General features: G+C 61.7%; 13 protein-coding genes. 1 reads left to right on the forward strand and 12 read right to left on the reverse strand.

Going from position 1 to position 15,431, the window contains the following annotated elements; genetic code table 11:
• Window positions 1–28: 28 nt before the first annotated feature.
• The 9 genes from prfB to BUE92_RS06870 form a co-directional block, all read right to left on the reverse strand.
• A protein-coding gene (gene prfB / locus BUE92_RS06830; RefSeq protein ID WP_096001736.1) for a peptide chain release factor 2 occupies window positions 29–1,124 on the reverse strand; the annotation gives its coding sequence in 2 pieces (ribosomal slippage) (window positions 29–1,051 and window positions 1,053–1,124; 1,095 coding nt in all).
• Between the two features lie 175 nt (window positions 1,125–1,299).
• Window positions 1,300–2,301, reverse strand: a complete 1,002-nt coding sequence (locus tag BUE92_RS06835; RefSeq protein WP_073522707.1) for a response regulator — start codon at window positions 2,299–2,301, stop codon at window positions 1,300–1,302.
• A gap of 52 nt (window positions 2,302–2,353) precedes the next feature.
• Window positions 2,354–3,364, reverse strand: a complete 1,011-nt coding sequence (locus BUE92_RS06840; RefSeq protein WP_073522709.1) for a chemotaxis response regulator protein-glutamate methylesterase — start codon at window positions 3,362–3,364, stop codon at window positions 2,354–2,356.
• Window positions 3,361–5,640, reverse strand: a complete 2,280-nt coding sequence (locus BUE92_RS06845; protein ID WP_073522710.1) for a hybrid sensor histidine kinase/response regulator — start codon at window positions 5,638–5,640, stop codon at window positions 3,361–3,363. Before BUE92_RS06845 ends, BUE92_RS06840 begins: the two co-directional genes overlap by 4 nt.
• Window positions 5,637–6,338 (reverse strand): chemotaxis protein CheW, encoded by a 702-nt coding sequence (locus tag BUE92_RS06850; protein ID WP_034126506.1) that lies wholly within the window; start codon window positions 6,336–6,338, stop codon window positions 5,637–5,639. Before BUE92_RS06850 ends, BUE92_RS06845 begins: the two co-directional genes overlap by 4 nt.
• Window positions 6,335–7,597: a CheR family methyltransferase gene (locus tag BUE92_RS06855; protein WP_073522711.1), complete on the reverse strand. Its 1,263-nt coding sequence runs from the start codon at window positions 7,595–7,597 to the stop codon at window positions 6,335–6,337. Before BUE92_RS06855 ends, BUE92_RS06850 begins: the two co-directional genes overlap by 4 nt.
• Window positions 7,594–8,106 (reverse strand): chemotaxis protein CheW, encoded by a 513-nt coding sequence (locus BUE92_RS06860; protein WP_034126504.1) that lies wholly within the window; start codon window positions 8,104–8,106, stop codon window positions 7,594–7,596. Before BUE92_RS06860 ends, BUE92_RS06855 begins: the two co-directional genes overlap by 4 nt.
• Window positions 8,106–9,728, reverse strand: a complete 1,623-nt coding sequence (locus tag BUE92_RS06865; RefSeq protein ID WP_073522712.1) for a methyl-accepting chemotaxis protein — start codon at window positions 9,726–9,728, stop codon at window positions 8,106–8,108. Before BUE92_RS06865 ends, BUE92_RS06860 begins: the two co-directional genes overlap by 1 nt.
• Window positions 9,729–10,401: 673 nt before the next feature.
• A complete protein-coding gene (locus BUE92_RS06870) occupies window positions 10,402–11,109 on the reverse strand; it encodes a tellurite resistance TerB family protein (protein WP_073522713.1) in 708 nt (235 codons plus the stop codon).
• Window positions 11,110–11,413: 304 nt separating this feature from the next.
• Between BUE92_RS06870 and BUE92_RS06875 the strand changes: the two genes are divergently transcribed.
• The gene (locus BUE92_RS06875; protein WP_073522714.1) at window positions 11,414–13,039 is read left to right on the forward strand and encodes a glucan biosynthesis protein D; all 1,626 of its coding nucleotides are present in this window, start codon (window positions 11,414–11,416) and stop codon (window positions 13,037–13,039) included.
• A gap of 54 nt (window positions 13,040–13,093) precedes the next feature.
• Here BUE92_RS06875 and BUE92_RS06880 read toward each other — a convergent pair whose 3' ends face one another.
• The 3 genes from BUE92_RS06880 to BUE92_RS06890 all read right to left on the reverse strand — a co-directional run bounded on the left by BUE92_RS06880 (window position 13,094) and on the right by BUE92_RS06890 (window position 15,230).
• Window positions 13,094–13,279, reverse strand: a complete 186-nt coding sequence (locus BUE92_RS06880) for a hypothetical protein (protein WP_073522717.1) — start codon at window positions 13,277–13,279, stop codon at window positions 13,094–13,096.
• A gap of 204 nt (window positions 13,280–13,483) precedes the next feature.
• A complete protein-coding gene (locus BUE92_RS06885) occupies window positions 13,484–14,020 on the reverse strand; it encodes a GNAT family N-acetyltransferase (protein WP_073522719.1) in 537 nt (178 codons plus the stop codon).
• A gap of 103 nt (window positions 14,021–14,123) precedes the next feature.
• Window positions 14,124–15,230, reverse strand: a complete 1,107-nt coding sequence (locus BUE92_RS06890; protein WP_073522722.1) for an NADH:flavin oxidoreductase/NADH oxidase — start codon at window positions 15,228–15,230, stop codon at window positions 14,124–14,126.
• Between the last annotated feature and the right edge of the window lie 201 nt (window positions 15,231–15,431).

Consider the following 15,431-nt stretch of genomic DNA (forward strand, 5'->3'; position numbering starts at 1 on the left):
GCGGGCAAGCCCGCTCCCACAGAGGGTATTAGAGGCCGGATTTCAGGCTGGCTTCCAGGTATTCGTCGATATCACCGTCGAGTACCTTGTCGCAGTCGCTGCGTTCGATGTTAGTGCGCAGATCCTTGATCCGCGAGGCATCGAGCACGTACGAACGGATCTGGTGGCCCCAGCCGATATCCGACTTGGTGTCTTCCAGCGCCTGGGAAGCGGCGTTGCGCTTCTGCATTTCCTGCTCGTACAACTTGGCCCGCAGCATTTTCATGGCGGTGTCCTTGTTGGCGTGCTGGGAACGTTCGTTCTGGCAGCTGACCACGGTGTTGGTCGGTACGTGGGTAATACGTACGGCCGAGTCAGTGGTGTTTACGTGCTGGCCACCGGCGCCGGAGGAACGGTAGGTGTCGATCCGCAGGTCGGCCGGGTTGATCTCGATTTCCACTTTGTCGTCGATCTCTGGCGAGACGAACACCGCAGAGAATGAGGTGTGGCGACGGTTGCCGGAGTCGAACGGGCTCTTGCGCACCAGGCGGTGCACGCCGATTTCGGTACGCAACCAGCCAAAGGCGTATTCGCCCTTGATGTGCACGGTCGCGCCCTTGATACCGGCCACTTCACCGGCAGACAGTTCCATGATGGTCGCGTCGAAACCGCGTTTGTCGGCCCAGCGCAGGTACATGCGCAGCAGGATGTTGGCCCAGTCCTGGGCCTCGGTGCCACCGGAACCGGCCTGGATGTCCAGGTAGGCGTTGTTCGGGTCCATTTCATGGCTGAACATGCGGCGGAATTCAAGCTTGGCGAGGTTTTCCTCGAGACGGGCCAGCTCGGCGACAACATCGCCCACTGCGCCTTCGTCGTTTTCTTCGACGGCCATGTCCAGCAGGTCGCGGCAATCACCCAGGCCAGTGTTCAGTTCGTCGAGGGTATCGACGATCTGTGCCAGCGCAGCGCGCTCGCGCCCCAGTTCCTGGGCGTATTCAGGTTTGTTCCAGACACTCGGATCTTCAAGCTCGCGATTGACCTCGGTCAGACGCTCATGCTTTTGATCGTAGTCAAAGATACCCCCGAATAGTTTCGGAGCGCTCGGACAGGTCCTTGATGGTGTTAAGGATCGGGTTGATTTCCATGGCGGGCAGCACTCGTTGGCGAACTTTTGAAAGCCGGCGAGTATAACGGCAAACGGCTGGAAACGGCAGCCCGCTTGGTCGAAAAGGCGGGGGTTTGTACAGGATCCATAGGCAGATAGAGATCAAATGTGGGAGCTGGCTTGCCTGCTCCCACAGGGGCGCGCGGCGCTTGGGATTATTCGATACCAACCTGATTACGCCCATTATGCTTGGCAGTGTACAAGCCCTTGTCCGCCGCCATGATCAACTGCCGACAGTCCGTACCCTGAACCGGCGTCAACGTCGACAGCCCAATACTGATGGTCAGGCTGGCACCTTCAGCCGGGGCGATGTGGGGGATTTTCAACGCGGCCACGGCCATTCGCAGTTTTTCGGCTACCAGGCGTGCGCCGCCCGGCGAGGTGTTGGGCAGGACCAGTGCGAACTCTTCGCCACCGTAACGCGCCGGCAAATCCGAAGGGCGGCTGCTGGCTTCACGGATGGTGTTGGCGACTTTGCGCAGGGCTTCGTCGCCCTCGACGTGGCCGAAGCTGTCGTTGTAGGTCTTGAAGAAGTCCACATCGATCATCAGCAACGAGAGTTGGGTCTGGTCGCGCATGGCTCGGCGCCATTCCAGTTCCAGGTATTCGTCGAAGTGGCGGCGGTTGGACAGCCCGGTCAGGCCATCGGAGTTCATCAGGCGTTGCAGCACCAGGTTGGTGTCCAGCAACTGTTGCTGGCTGACCCGCAACGCACGGTAGGCCGCGTCGCGCTGTAACAGAGTCATGTAGGACCGCGAGTGATAGCGGATACGCGCCACCAGTTCGATGTTGTCCGGCAGCTTGACCAGGTAATCGTTGGCCCCGGCCGCAAAGGCCGCGCTTTTGATCAGTGGGTCCTCCTTGGTGGACAGCACGATGATCGGGATATTCGCGGTGGCCGGGTGATTGCGGTACTCGCGCACCAGGGTAAGGCCATCCAGACCCGGCATCACCAGGTCTTGCAGGATCACCGTGGGCTTGATGCGGATCGCCTGGGCAATTGCCTGGTGCGGGTCGGCGCAAAAGTGGAAGTCGATGTTCTCTTCATGGGCCAGGCCACGCCGCACGGCTTCACCGATCATGGCCTGGTCGTCGACCAGCAGCACCATGGCGGCGTTTTCGTCGGTCTTGAAGTCGTCGAGCTGTAAATCATTCATGTGCAATCACCTGAATTACTACCTGCAAGCCAGCACGGCGGGAGATTTTTGTTCATTTTGCAAAGATCTCCAGCAATCGGGGCGCAATTCTATCCAGTGGGCGAATTTCAACAGCAGCGTCAATCGCCGCCGCCGCTTTGGGCATGCCATACACCGCCGAGCTCTGTTGGTCCTGGGCGATGGTCAAATATCCTTGTTCGCGCATCAACTTGAGGCCCTGGGCCCCGTCGCGCCCCATGCCGGTCAGTAGTACGCCGACGGCGTCACCGTTCCAGTAACTGGCGACGCTTTCGAAAAACACGTCGATGGAGGGCCGGTAAATCTCGTTCACCGGCTCTGCGGTATAGGCTAGCGTGCCATTTTTCAACAAGCGAATATGGTGGTTGGTGCCGGCCAGCAATACCACGCCAGCCTGGGGCGCCTGGCCCTCACAGGCCAGGCGCACCGGCAGGCCGGAGGCGCTGCTCAGCCACTCGGCCATGCCGGCGGCGAAGACCTGGTCCACATGCTGTACCAGCACGATGGCGGCGGGAAAATCCCGCGGCAAACCCTTGAGCAGAACTTCCAGTGCCGCCGGCCCACCGGCCGAAGAACCAATGGCCACCAGCCGTTGACGCTTGCCGGTGACCCGCTGCGGCGGGGTTTCGGCACGCACCCGCGTGCCGCGCTGGCCGATCAGCCAGCCAATATTGAGGATTTTGCGCAGCAGGGGCGCGGCCGCATCCTTGGGGTTGCCCACGCCCAATGCCGGGGTGTCCACCACATCCAGGGCGCCGTGGCCCATGGCTTCGAATACACGGCTGACGTTGGCCTGGCGGTCGACGGTGACAATCACGATCGGGCAAGGCGTGTCGGCCATGATCTGCCGGGTGGCCTCCACCCCATCCATCACCGGCATGATCAGATCCATCAGGATCAGGTCCGGGGTCAGCTCGGCGCAACGCTGCACCGCTTCCAGGCCATTACTGGCCACCCACACCACCTCGTGGGCGGGCTCGTAGCTCAGGGCGCGGCGCAAAGCCTCCACCGCCAGGGGCATGTCATTGACGATCGCAATCCTCATGCCCGGGCGCCTCCAATCAGTTCAACCACGGCGTCGAGCAAGGCGTCGTCATGGAAACTGGCTTTGGCTAGATAATAGTCGGCCCCGGCGTCGAGGCCACGGCGGCGGTCTTCTTCACGGTCCTTGTAGGAAACCACCATCACCGGCAACGATTGCAGGCGACTGTCACGGCGCAAAAGCGTGACCAATTCAATACCGTCCATGCGAGGCATATCAATATCCGTGATAAGCAGGTCGAAGTCCTCGGAGCGCAATGCGTTCCAACCATCCATGCCATCGACCGCCACGGCGACTTCATAACCCCGGTTGAGTAACAATTTGCGCTGCAACTCGCGCACCGTCAGTGAGTCGTCCACCACCAGCACGCGCTTGCGCGGCGCTTCGGTGGCCTGCTGGCTGCGCCGGGCGATGCGCTCCAGGCGACCGGTGTTGAGCAATTTATCCACCGAACGCAGCATGTCTTCGACATCGACGATCAACACCACCGAGCCGTCATCGAGCAAGGCCCCGGCAGAAATGTCCTGGACTTTGCCCAGGCGATCATCCAGCGGCAACACCACCAGGGTTCGCTCGCCGATAAAGCGCTCCACGGCAATCCCGTACACGGCATCGCGTTCGCGGATCACCACCACTTTCAAGGTATCTGACGGGGTCTGCCCCGGCGGGCGCTGCAGCAACTGGCTGGCGGCAACCAGACCGACGTGCCGGCCCTCATGCCAGAAGTGCTGGCGGCCTTCCAACTGCACGATGTCGTCGGGCGCCAGGTCACACATGCGTTCGATATGCGCCAAGGGAAAGGCATAGGCTTCTTCGCCGACTTCCACCACCAGGCTGCGCACCACGGACAAGGTCAACGGCACCTCCAGATGGAAGCGGCTGCCCTGCCCCGCCGTCTGCTCCAGCACCACCGCGCCGCGCAACTGGCGAACCATATGCTGCACTGCGTCCAGGCCCACACCGCGCCCGGACACTTCGGTGACTTTGTCACGCAGGCTGAACCCCGGCAGGAACAGGAAGGTCAGTAGCTCCTCTTCGCTCAGGCGCAGAGCCGTTTCCACGGGCGACAAATTCCGGTCGACGATGGCGCCGCGCAGGCGCTCGAGGTCGACACCGTTGCCGTCATCGCTCAATTGCAGCACCAACAACCCGGCCTGATGGGACGCGCGCAGGCGAATCAAGCCTTCCGCCGGTTTGCCCGCCAGCACGCGCTGCTCAGGGGTTTCGATGCCGTGGTCGACGGCATTGCGCAATAAATGAGTGAGCGGGGCCTCGAGTTTTTCCAGCACGTCACGGTCGACCTGGGTCTTTTCCCCCTCAATCTCCAGGCGCACTTGCTTGCCCAGGCTGCGACCAAGGTCACGCACCATGCGCGCCTGCCCGGCCAGCACATCGGCAAACGGCCGCATGCGGCAGGCCAAGGCGGTGTCATAGAGCACCTGGGCGCGCTGGCCGGCCTGCCAGCCGAACTCATCCAGCTCGGCGTTTTTTTCCGCCAGCAAGGTCTGGGCTTCACTCAGCAGGCGACGGGTGTCGGCCAGGGCTTCCTGGGCTTCCAGGTTCAGATCCAGCGACTTGAGCTGGCCATCCAGGGCATCCAGCGCACGCAAGCTGTTGCTCTGAATGCGCTTGAGGCGCTGCAGACTGGCCAGGTAAGGCTTGAGCCGCTGGGTTTCCACCAGGGACTTGCTGGACAGGTCCAGCAGGCTGTTCAAACGCTCAGCCGTCACCCGCAGCACACGCTCGCCGCCTTCGGTCATGCGTTTGTTCTGGCGCGGCGCTTCACTGCCGAGCGGTGGCGCGGGCTCCAGCTCCGGCTCCAGCAGCAACGCGTCAACCCTCGTAAGGGAGATGGCCTCGGGGCTTGGCGCAGGCGTGGCAATCGGCTGCGAGGGATCGAGCAAGCGCTCCATCAGCGCTACGTACGCCTCGATATCTGCCGGTCCCACATCATTGCCTGGGGTGGCGATACGCATCAGCAGGTCAGTACCTTGCAGTAATGCGTCGATATGTTCAGGTTGCAGGTACAGGCGGCCTTCCTGGGCGCTGACCAGGCAATCTTCCATGACGTGGGACACGCTGACTCCGGCATCCACGCCGACAATCCGCGCCGCCCCTTTAAGTGAGTGCGCGGCGCGCATGCAGGCTTCGAGCTGGTCGGCCTGGGTCGGGTTGCGTTCCAGCGCCAGCAGGCCCGCGCTCAACACCTGGGTCTGCGCATCGGCCTCCAGGCTGAACAGTTCCAACAGCGAGGCATCGCGCATCTGGTCGGGGGTCATGCGAGGCTCCGGGTCACGGCGGACAACAATTGCGCTTCGTCCAGCCAGCGCAGGCTGCGGCCTTTCCACTGCAACACGCCTTGGGTGTAGCGTGCGCTGGCCTGAGTGCCGGACACCGACGCGGCCTTCAAGGTGCGCTCATCAATGGCGTGGATGCCGTCTACCTCATCCACCGGTACGACGACCGGGCCGTCCTGGGCAGCGATGATCAGCATGCGCGGCATGATCCGCCCGCCGCTGGCGCCGGCACTGGTGCTGTCCAGGCCCAACAGTTCCACCAGGGACAGGCATGCCACCAGCGCCCCACGTACGTTGGCCACGCCCAGCAGCGCCCGGGAGCGCTGGTGCGGCAGCGAGTGGATCGGCTGCAACGGCGCGACTTCCACCAGGCAACGGGTGGCGATACCGAGCCATTCTTCGCCGAGGCGGAACATCAACAGCGAACGGGTGACCACCTCATTATCCGCTTCGGCAGTTGCCTGCGCGTGATGGTCGTCCTGTTGCAGTGCGTAGCGGTCGAGCAGGCGTGTGGCGGCGGCGGAATACACCGAGCAATTGCGGCAGTGGATATGCTCGGCCAACAACGGGCAGGACTTGTCGCCATGGATACCGATGCGGTTCCAACAGTCGTCAATGGCTTGGGTATCGGTCAGCGTCAGGTCCAGGCCTGCGGTGTCGAGCGCGTCAGGGCTACTCATCGTTTGGCCTCATTGTCAGCTCGCTCGCTACGGGCGGCGCGTGCCTGAAGACGACGCGCGCCGGCACTGTCACCCTGGGACTCGAGCAACGCGGCCAAATGCATCAGGGCCTGCGGGTGCTGCGGTTCCAGATACAGGGCTTTTCGGTAATACCCCTGGGCCTCCAGGGCACTGCCAGCCACATCGCTGAGCAGCCCCAACCAATAAAACACCTGGGCGGCCGGTGGGTGACTGCTCAAATACCGCTCGCAGGCCGCTCGGGCCTCGGCACTTTTGCCCTCGTTGGCCAGGGTTGCGATCTGGCTGAGCAAATCCCCGGCATCGGTAGCCACTACTTTGACCGGTGGCACGTTGGGGCTGACGGTGCTGAACGGCCGCGGCTTGAGCGATATCGGCGCCGCCCTGCGTTGCGGTAGCGGCGCAGGCATCGGTTTGACCACAGGTGCGGCCGGCGGGGTCGGTTCTACATGCCGACTGAAGGCGAAGGACTGCGGCACGCCGATGGAGCGCATGCCGTGGCGCCCCAGCAGGCTGCCCTCGGCCGGGCCGATAAACAGCACGCCGTCTACGTGCGTCAATGCCTTGAGCACGTCAAAGACTTGTTTCTGGGTCGGCTGGTCGAAGTAGATCAGCAGGTTGCGGCAGAACACAAAATCGTAGGTCGGCTCGTTCGCCAGCAGTGCCGGGTCCAGCAAGTTGCCGACTTGCAGGCGCACTTGTTCGCGCACCCGGTCGGCGATGCGGTAATTACCTGCGTCTTCAGTGAAATGGCGGTCGCGAAACTCAAGGTCGGCGCCGCGAAACGAGTTCTTGCCGTACACGCCCCGCCGCGCGCGCTCCACCGACAGCGGGCTGACATCCATCCCCTGCACTTTGAACTGGTGGGGCGCCAACCCCGCATCGAGCAAGGCCATGGCAATCGAATAGGGCTCTTCGCCGGTCGAACACGGCAGGCTGAGAATACGCAGGGCGCGCAGCTGATTGATCTCGGCCAGGCGCACCTGGGCCAGGCGGGCCAGGGTTGCAAAGGATTCGGGATAGCGGAAAAACCAGGTCTCGGGGACGATCACCGCTTCGATCAGCGCCTGCTGCTCGTCATGGGAGGTTTGCAGGTGTTGCCAGTAAGCCTCCGCCGACTGCGACTGGGACGACTGGCAGCGCTGGCGCACCGCGCGTTCGATGATCGCCTCGCCCACCGAAGCGACGTCCAGGCCGATGCGTTCTTTCAAGAACGCGAAAAACCGCGGGTCATTGCTCATAGGCTCAACTCGGCGGAAAACAGCAAGGCGCGCACTGGCGCGGTCAACAGATCCGCAACGCCAATCCACTGCATCAAGCCCTGGGCATCTTCACGCACCGGCCCCAGGTACGGCGCCTGCCGGTTGTCCAGGCCATAGGGCTGGAATTCGGCGGGGTCGCAACGCAGGGTGTCGGTGGCCTGTTCCAAAATCAGCCCCAGCCAACGCGCCTCACTCCAGGGCTGCGGCTGGTAATTGACCAGCACCAGGCGCGTGCTGGTACGCGCCTGAGCCGAAGTGCCGAACGTCAGGGCGCTCAAGTCGATGACCGGCACCAGCACCCCACGATGGGCGAAGATACCCGCCACCCATAAGGGCGCTTGGGCGATAGGTTTGAGCGCCAGGCGCGGCAACACCTCGGCCACTTCCGTAGCCTTGAGGGCAAAGCGTTCGTTGCCGATGCGAAACACCAGGAACAACGCCTTTTTCGCTGCCGGGACGGCACCGCGTTTAGCCGCGAGCTCGCTCATCAGACTTTGAAACGCGAGACGCCGCTGCGCAGACCGACCGCAACCTGGCTCAGTTCATCAATGGCAAAGCTGGCCTGGCGCAGGGATTCGACGGTCTGGCTGCTGGCATCGCCCAATTGCACCAGCGCGTGGTTGATCTGCTCGGCACCGGTGGCCTGGGCCTGCATGCCTTCGTTGACCATCAACACCCGCGGCGCCAGGGCCTGTACCTGATGGATGATCTGCGACAGTTGCTCGCCCACTTGCTGCACCTCAGACATGCCGCGGCGCACCTCCTCGGAGAACTTGTCCATGCCCATTACCCCCGCCGACACCGCCGACTGGATCTCACGCACCATCTGTTCGATATCGTAGGTCGCCACGGCGGTCTGGTCGGCCAAGCGACGCACTTCGGTGGCGACCACGGCAAAGCCGCGCCCGTATTCACCGGCTTTCTCCGCCTCGATGGCCGCATTCAGGGACAACAGGTTGGTCTGGTCGGCCACCTTGACGATGGTCACCACCACCTGGTTGATGTTGCCGGCCTTCTCATTGAGGATCGCCAATTTGGCGTTGACCAGGTCGGCGGCGCCCATTACCGAGTGCATGGTTTCTTCCATGCGGGCCAGGCCCTGCTGGCCGGAACCTGCGGCCACCGAGGCCTGGTCGGCGGCGGTGGACACTTCGGTCATGGTGCGGACCAAGTCCTTGGACGTGGCGGCGATTTCGCGGGAAGTGGCGCCGATTTCGGTGGTCGTCGCCGCCGTTTCGGTAGCGGTCGCCTGTTGTTGCTTGGAGGTCGCGGCAATCTCGGTGACGGAGGTAGTGACCTGTACCGATGAACGCTGCGCTTGGGACACCAGGGCAGTCAGCTCGGTCATCATGTCATTGAATCCGGTTTCAACCGCGTTGAATTCGTCCTTGCGCTCCAGGTTCAGGCGCTTGCTCAGGTCGCCGGTGCGCATGACTTCGAGGATTTGAACGATGCGCTGCATCGGCGCCATGATCGCGCGCATCAGCAACAGGCCACACAGCGCAGCGGCGAGAATCGCCAGCAACAGCGAAACCCCCATACTGATCTTCGCGGCCGCTACAGCATCATCAATGGCGGCGGTGGCATTGTCGGCGACCTGCTTGTTCTCATTGATAATCTCATTGAGCTTCACACGGCCTGCTGTCCAGGCGGGGGTCAGTTGCTCGTTGAACAACCTCAGCGCTTCGGCTGCGTTATTGCTCTGATGGGCCGCCAAGACCTGGGCGAGAATCTGGTTGTAACGCTGGTGCAGTTTTTCGAAGGCATCGAACTGAGTGCGATCCTGAGTGATGTTGATTGTCCCCGCATAGCTGGCCATGTGCTGCTCGAGCCGCGCTTCGAAAGATTTGTAGTCCTGCTTGTCCTCTTCGGAAATGCCCTGGTTCTCGTGGATCCCGACCAATTCCTGGGTTTGCAGGTAGCTGTCGACCCAGGCGCTGCGAATCATCGAGCTGAAAAACACCCCGGGCACCGCGTCGTCCCGCACTGAATTTTCGCTGGTTTCGATTTTCAGCAGGCGCGAATACGAGACCACGACCATCAGCAGCATGATCGCGATAATTACCGCAAAGCTCGCCAAAATCCTTTGGCGCAGGGTCCAGTTCTTCACAGTAATTCCTCGCAGGGCCATTCAAATGGAGGGGAGTATAGCTGAGCGGCTGTGCGCTTTTATCAAGGCTTTTGATGTGCAGTGCACAGAATGCAGATGTGCTCGCGTTGGCCACAGCAATCTACACAATTTTGGTACGGCGCTGGACCTGTGGCGAGGGAGCTTGCTCCCGTGACGGCCTGACAGCCGACGCCTACCCACCTGCCCCCCACGATCTGAATGTGGGAGCTTGCCTGCGATGGCGGCCTGACAGCCAACGCTTATCTACCAGACACCCCGCGATCCAACTGTGGGAGCGGGCTTGCTCGCGAAGGCGGCCTGCAGGTAACACAGTTGGATTGTGTACATATCCATTGCTGCGGTAACGGCCACTTAGGGTTCCGCTTTTACAGCGGGTCACTTTTGGAAAAGAGCCCCAAAAGTAACCAAAAGGGCTCTTGCCCCACCACTCGGCACCTCGCTTTGGCTCGGTGTGCCCGTAATCCGCCAGTGTGGTTTGACGGGGCGCTTAAGATCAAAAGCAGATCAAGAGCAAGAGCGGCTCGCTTCGCATCGTGGTTAGGGTGTTGATACCTATGCCCCGATGGCGTGAGCCAGTCAGAAATAGAGTGACTGGTCTACCGCATTCGCGAGCAAGCCCGCTCCCACATTTTTGATGAGCGTGTGGCCTTGTTTATGAGTTAAGCCGTACTTGTTTTTCCAGCTCAAGCTTCAAGCCCGGCTCAAGTTTCAGTTGGCGGGCCAGTTCGTCCAGGTAGGCTTTTTCCATGAAGTTTTCTTCGTCTACCAGCATCACGCTGGCGATGTACATTTCGGCGGCCATTTCCGGGGTGCTGGCGGCGCGGGCGACGTCGGTGGGGTCCAAGGGCTTGTTGAGTTCGGCGTGCAGCCAGTGTTGCAGCTCCTGGTCGTTGTCCAGCTTGGTGAATTCGCCTTCGATCAAGGCGCGCTCGCGCTCATCCACATGTCCATCCGCCTTGGCCGCGGCTACCAGTGCCTTGAGAATGCCCTGGCTGTGTTGCTCCACCTGGGCAGCCGGCAGGCGGTCGATGGTTTGCGGCTCGCCTTGGGGCGCGCTGGCCTGCTGGGCTTGCCAGTTGCCGTAAGCCTTGTAGGCAATCACACCCAGTGCGGCCAGGCCGCCGTAGGTGAGCGCCTTGCCGCCGAATTTGCGGGCTTTCTTGTTGCCCAGCAGCAAGCCCATAGCCCCCGCTGCCAGGGCGCCGCCGCCTGCACCGCCGAGCATGCTGCCGAGCCCGCCACCGCTGAGCAAGCCGCCGAGGGCGCCCTTGTCATTGGACTTGCGTTGGCCGCCGGCCTTGTTTTGCAACATGTCCTGGCCAGACTTGAGCAACTGATCGAGCAATCCACGGGTATTCATTCGTAGCCTCCAGACACTTGGGTTCGTAGGACCAATAGGCCTCCAGCGTAAAACTAAGTGCCAAAAAGCCGCGATCTAGAGTGCTTCCAGATGTAACGTTCTACCGCAGTGCTGGAAATGTCTTGTTGCACATGCAACGCCATCATCCCGCCATCAATCAATTTGCCTTGTTCATCGAACCGCTTAAGCTATCCGGCGTCTGTTTATTGTCCGTTGCGTTTGGCCGAAGGCATGTCCGAACCGTTATTTCTGATCCGCTACGTGCCAGGAACGGCGCGGGATTTGCTCACGACAGGTTGTCTCTATGCATCGCAGGAATTTGCTCAAAGCATCCATGGCCATTGCGGCTTACACCGGTTTGTCGGCCAGTGGCCTGCTGGCCGCGCAGGCCTGGGCCGGGAATCGGGCTGCCGATGGCAAGGCCGTGGCGTTCGATTTCGAATCGCTCAAGGCCCAGGCCAAGCAATTGGCCACCCGTGGCTACCAGGACACTAAGCAGGTGCTGCCGCCGACCCTGGCCACCATGACCCCGCAGAATTTCAACGCCATCGGCTATGACCGTAACCATTCGCTGTGGAAGGAGTTGAACGGCCAACTGGACGTGCAGTTCTTCCACGTCGGCATGGGCTTCAAGACGCCGGTGCGCATGCACAGCGTCGACCCCAAGACCCGTGAAGCCCGCGAAGTGCATTTCCGCCCTTCGTTGTTCAATTACGAAAAAACCACGGTGGACACCCAGCAACTGACCGGCGACCTGGGTTTCTCCGGCTTCAAGCTGTTCAAGGCGCCGGAGCTGGACCGCCATGACGTGCTGTCGTTTCTCGGCGCCAGCTACTTTCGAGCGGTGGACTCCACTGGCCAGTACGGCCTCTCGGCACGTGGCCTGGCGATTGATACCTACGCGAAAAAACGCGAAGAGTTCCCCGACTTCACGCAGTTCTGGTTCGAAACCCCGGACAAGAACGCCACACGCTTTGTGGTCTACGCCCTGCTTGACTCGCCAAGCGCCACCGGCGCCTACCGCTTCGATATCGACTGCCAGGCCAACCAAGTGGTGATGGCGATCGACGCGCACATCAATGCGCGCACCGCCATCGAGCAACTGGGCATCGCGCCCATGACCAGTATGTTCAGCTGCGGCACCCATGAGCGCCGCATGTGCGACACCATCCACCCGCAAATCCACGACTCGGACCGTCTGGCCATGTGGCGCGGCAACGGCGAGTGGATCTGCCGGCCCCTGAACAACCCGGCCAAGCTGCAATTCAACGCGTTCGCCGACATCGACCCCAAAGGCTTCGGCCTGGTGCAGACCGACCATGAATTCGCCAGCTACCAGGACACGGTCGACTGGTACAGCAAGCGCCCAAGCCTGTGGGTTGAACCAACCACGGCCTGGGGCGAAGGCTCCATCGACTTGCTGGAAATCCCCACCACTGGCGAAACCCTGGACAATATCGTGGCCTTCTGGACCCCGAAAAAGCCCGTGGCCGCCGGTGATTCGCTCAACTACGGCTACAAGCTGTACTGGAGCGCACTGCCGCCAGTGAGCACGCCGCTGGCACAGGTCGACGCGACCCGTTCGGGCATGGGCGGCTTTACCGAAGGCTGGGCACCCGGCGAGCATTATCCGAAGGTATGGGCGCGGCGTTTCGCCGTGGACTTCAAGGGCGGCGGCCTGGATCGTCTGCCAGCGGGCACCGGCATCGAGCCGGTGGTGACTTGTTCCCATGGTGAGGTGAAGGACTTCAGCGTGCTGGTGCTGGACAACATCAAGGGCTACCGCATCCTGTTCGACTGGTACCCTACCAGCGATAGCGTGGAACCCGTCGAATTGCGCCTGTTTATACGAACCCAGGACCGCACCCTGAGCGAAACCTGGCTGTATCAGTACTTCCCACCTGCGCCAGAGCAACGCAAGTACACTTGATGCCACACTGCACGATCATTCCCACGCAATAACGTGGGAATGATCGGATGTGGCTCAGAACCGCGACACGCTTTTCATTGCGCCAATCAGATACCGCATCGCCACCTGATCGCTCTCGGTCAGCGCCCGATATTGCACCAGCAACTCCATCTCATCTGAACTCAACCTTCGACCCCGCAAGGACATCCGGCTGCTCAGAAAAGACGCCACCGCACCCGCTACGCCATAGGACTTGGCCATGGACCGCTACTCCTGATATCAGTCAAACACTCCTGGTGCCCATTTCCCAACTCCTCGAAGCGCAATGCTTTCGTGGACAAGCAGCCTGCCTCCCCGGGCCAGAAACCAGGCTCACCCTAAGCTTAGAAACTATCTCATCGTACGTGGGATTTTTTTAGAGTATTCACTTAAAAAAATAGGCCGGGTTATAAAACCCTACAGCCATTACTCACGCAGTGGTCGGTACAGGTGAATGTCTAAAGGCTCTTGTGCATAAAGCTCAGCATGGGGTTGCTGCATCAGTCGGCAACCATGGCGCAGGTAAAAGTCCACGGTGTTGCGCGACTCTGTGGCCGAGATATACAGCGCTTGGGCCCCCACTTGCCGGCCGTGCTCGCAGGCCAACGCCAACAACCGGCCGCCCAGGCCCGAACCACGCGCCGCGTGACTGACATGCGGGAATTTCAACTGCCGCATCAGCAGGCCCTGATGCTGAAAGGGCTGATTGTCCACCACCACGGCGGCGACCAGCGCGTGGCCGTCAAAGACGCCCCACAACCACCCACCACGCTGGAGGCAGGCACGCAAGGCCACTGCATCCTGCTCGGCCTCGCCTTCGGGCCAGCCGCGCATGTCATGGTGCGCGGCATACAACACCAGTTCACCACGGTCCATGCGGTAGCACGCCTGGATCAGTTCCGTACGGTCGATGGTTGCCAGCAAGGGGATATCGTTTTCGGTTAACGCGCGTTCCACCAGCATAGGGGTCTCCTGCTTCACGACCCGCAAGGATCAGCCTTCCTTTAAACGCGGGCAAGAAAAAACCCACCGTATCAGGGTGGGCTTGGCAGAGAGGTAAGCGGGGTCAATCCCGCAGGTCCGACTCGTGGATCGGCTGGTCCCGATGCGTCGCCCGCTGGTACTGCGCCGGCCAGATCGCCTTGCGCCCACCCAGGTCATCGTCAGCGTGCAGTGGCCAGTAAGGGTCACGCAGCAGTTCACGAGCCAGGAAGATAATGTCGGCCTGACAAGTGCGCAGGATATGCTCGGCCTGGGCGGGTTCGGTGATCATGCCGACCGTACCGGTGGCGATGCCCGACTCCTTGCGCACGCGCTCGGCGAAGCGCGTCTGGTAGCCAGGGCCGGTGGGAATCTCGGCATTGGCGGCGGTGCCACCCGACGACACGTCGATCAGATCCACCCCGAGGTCTTTCAGGCGGCGCGCCAATTCCACGGTTTCATTCGGGTTCCAGCCGTCTTCCACCCAATCGGTGGCCGACACGCGCACAAACAGCGGCAACTCCTCCGGCCACACGGCGCGCACGGCCTTGGTCACCTCCAGCACCAGGCGAATGCGGTTATCGAAGGAGCCGCCGTAGTGGTCCTGACGCTGGTTGCTGATCGGCGAGAGAAACTGGTGCAGCAGGTACCCGTGGGCGGCGTGGATTTCCACCACTTCAAAGCCTGCGGTCAAGGCACGCTTGGCGGCGGCGACAAAGTCGGCGATCACTTGCTGGATCTGTGCTTCATCGAGTGGTTTGGGCTGCGTGTGATTGGGGTCGAAGGCAATCGGCGAGGGCCCCACCGGCACCCAGCCGCCCTCCTCCGGCTTGACACTGCCATGTTTGCCGATCCATGGCCGATGGGTGCTGGCCTTGCGCCCGGCATGGGCCAGCTGAATCCCAGCCACCGCGCCCTGGGCCGCGATAAAACGGGTGATGCGCCGCAATGGTTCGATCTGGGCGTCGTTCCACAGGCCCAGGTCCTGGGCGGTGATGCGGCCATCGGCGGTCACCGCCGTGGCCTCGGTAAAAATCAGCCCGGCGCCGCCCACGGCTCGGCTGCCGAGATGCACCAGGTGCCAGTCGTTGGCCAGGCCATCGTCGCTGGAGTATTGGCACATGGGTGAAACCGCGATGCGGTTGAGCAGGGTCAATTGGCGCAGGGTATAAGGTTCGAGCAGCTGACTCATGGCACACCTCTTCTGGGCTTCATAGGCATTTTTGTAGGAGCGAGCTCGCTCGCGAAGGCCTCACAGGCGTCGCGTTTATCCAGGATTAACGCGTGATCGTTGACGTTTTTCGCGAGCAAGCTCGCTCCTACCAGCCTAGTCGACAACCATCGTTTGCACAGGGTTCAGAAGGAAAGCGGGAGCCGATTGCCGGCTCCCGGT

The sequence above is a fragment of the Pseudomonas fluorescens genome (genome assembly GCF_001902145.1).
GTDB lineage: Bacteria > Pseudomonadota > Gammaproteobacteria > Pseudomonadales > Pseudomonadaceae > Aquipseudomonas > Aquipseudomonas fluorescens_BV.

Coding starts and splice junctions, on each gene's coding strand:
- BUE92_RS06835 (WP_073522707.1), bottom strand. CDS start 2,301: ATGAATGATTTACAGCTCGACGACTTCAAGACCGACGAAAACGCCGCC.
- BUE92_RS06840 (WP_073522709.1), bottom strand. CDS start 3,364: ATGAGGATTGCGATCGTCAATGACATGCCCCTGGCGGTGGAGGCTTTG.
- BUE92_RS06845 (WP_073522710.1), bottom strand. CDS start 5,640: ATGACCCCCGACCAGATGCGCGATGCCTCGCTGTTGGAACTGTTCAGC.
- BUE92_RS06850 (WP_034126506.1), bottom strand. CDS start 6,338: ATGAGTAGCCCTGACGCGCTCGACACCGCAGGCCTGGACCTGACGCTG.
- BUE92_RS06855 (WP_073522711.1), bottom strand. CDS start 7,597: ATGAGCAATGACCCGCGGTTTTTCGCGTTCTTGAAAGAACGCATCGGC.
- BUE92_RS06860 (WP_034126504.1), bottom strand. CDS start 8,106: ATGAGCGAGCTCGCGGCTAAACGCGGTGCCGTCCCGGCAGCGAAAAAG.
- BUE92_RS06870 (WP_073522713.1), bottom strand. CDS start 11,109: ATGAATACCCGTGGATTGCTCGATCAGTTGCTCAAGTCTGGCCAGGAC.
- BUE92_RS06875 (WP_073522714.1), top strand. CDS start 11,414: ATGCATCGCAGGAATTTGCTCAAAGCATCCATGGCCATTGCGGCTTAC.
- BUE92_RS06880 (WP_073522717.1), bottom strand. CDS start 13,279: ATGGCCAAGTCCTATGGCGTAGCGGGTGCGGTGGCGTCTTTTCTGAGC.
- BUE92_RS06885 (WP_073522719.1), bottom strand. CDS start 14,020: ATGCTGGTGGAACGCGCGTTAACCGAAAACGATATCCCCTTGCTGGCA.
- BUE92_RS06890 (WP_073522722.1), bottom strand. CDS start 15,230: ATGAGTCAGCTGCTCGAACCTTATACCCTGCGCCAATTGACCCTGCTC.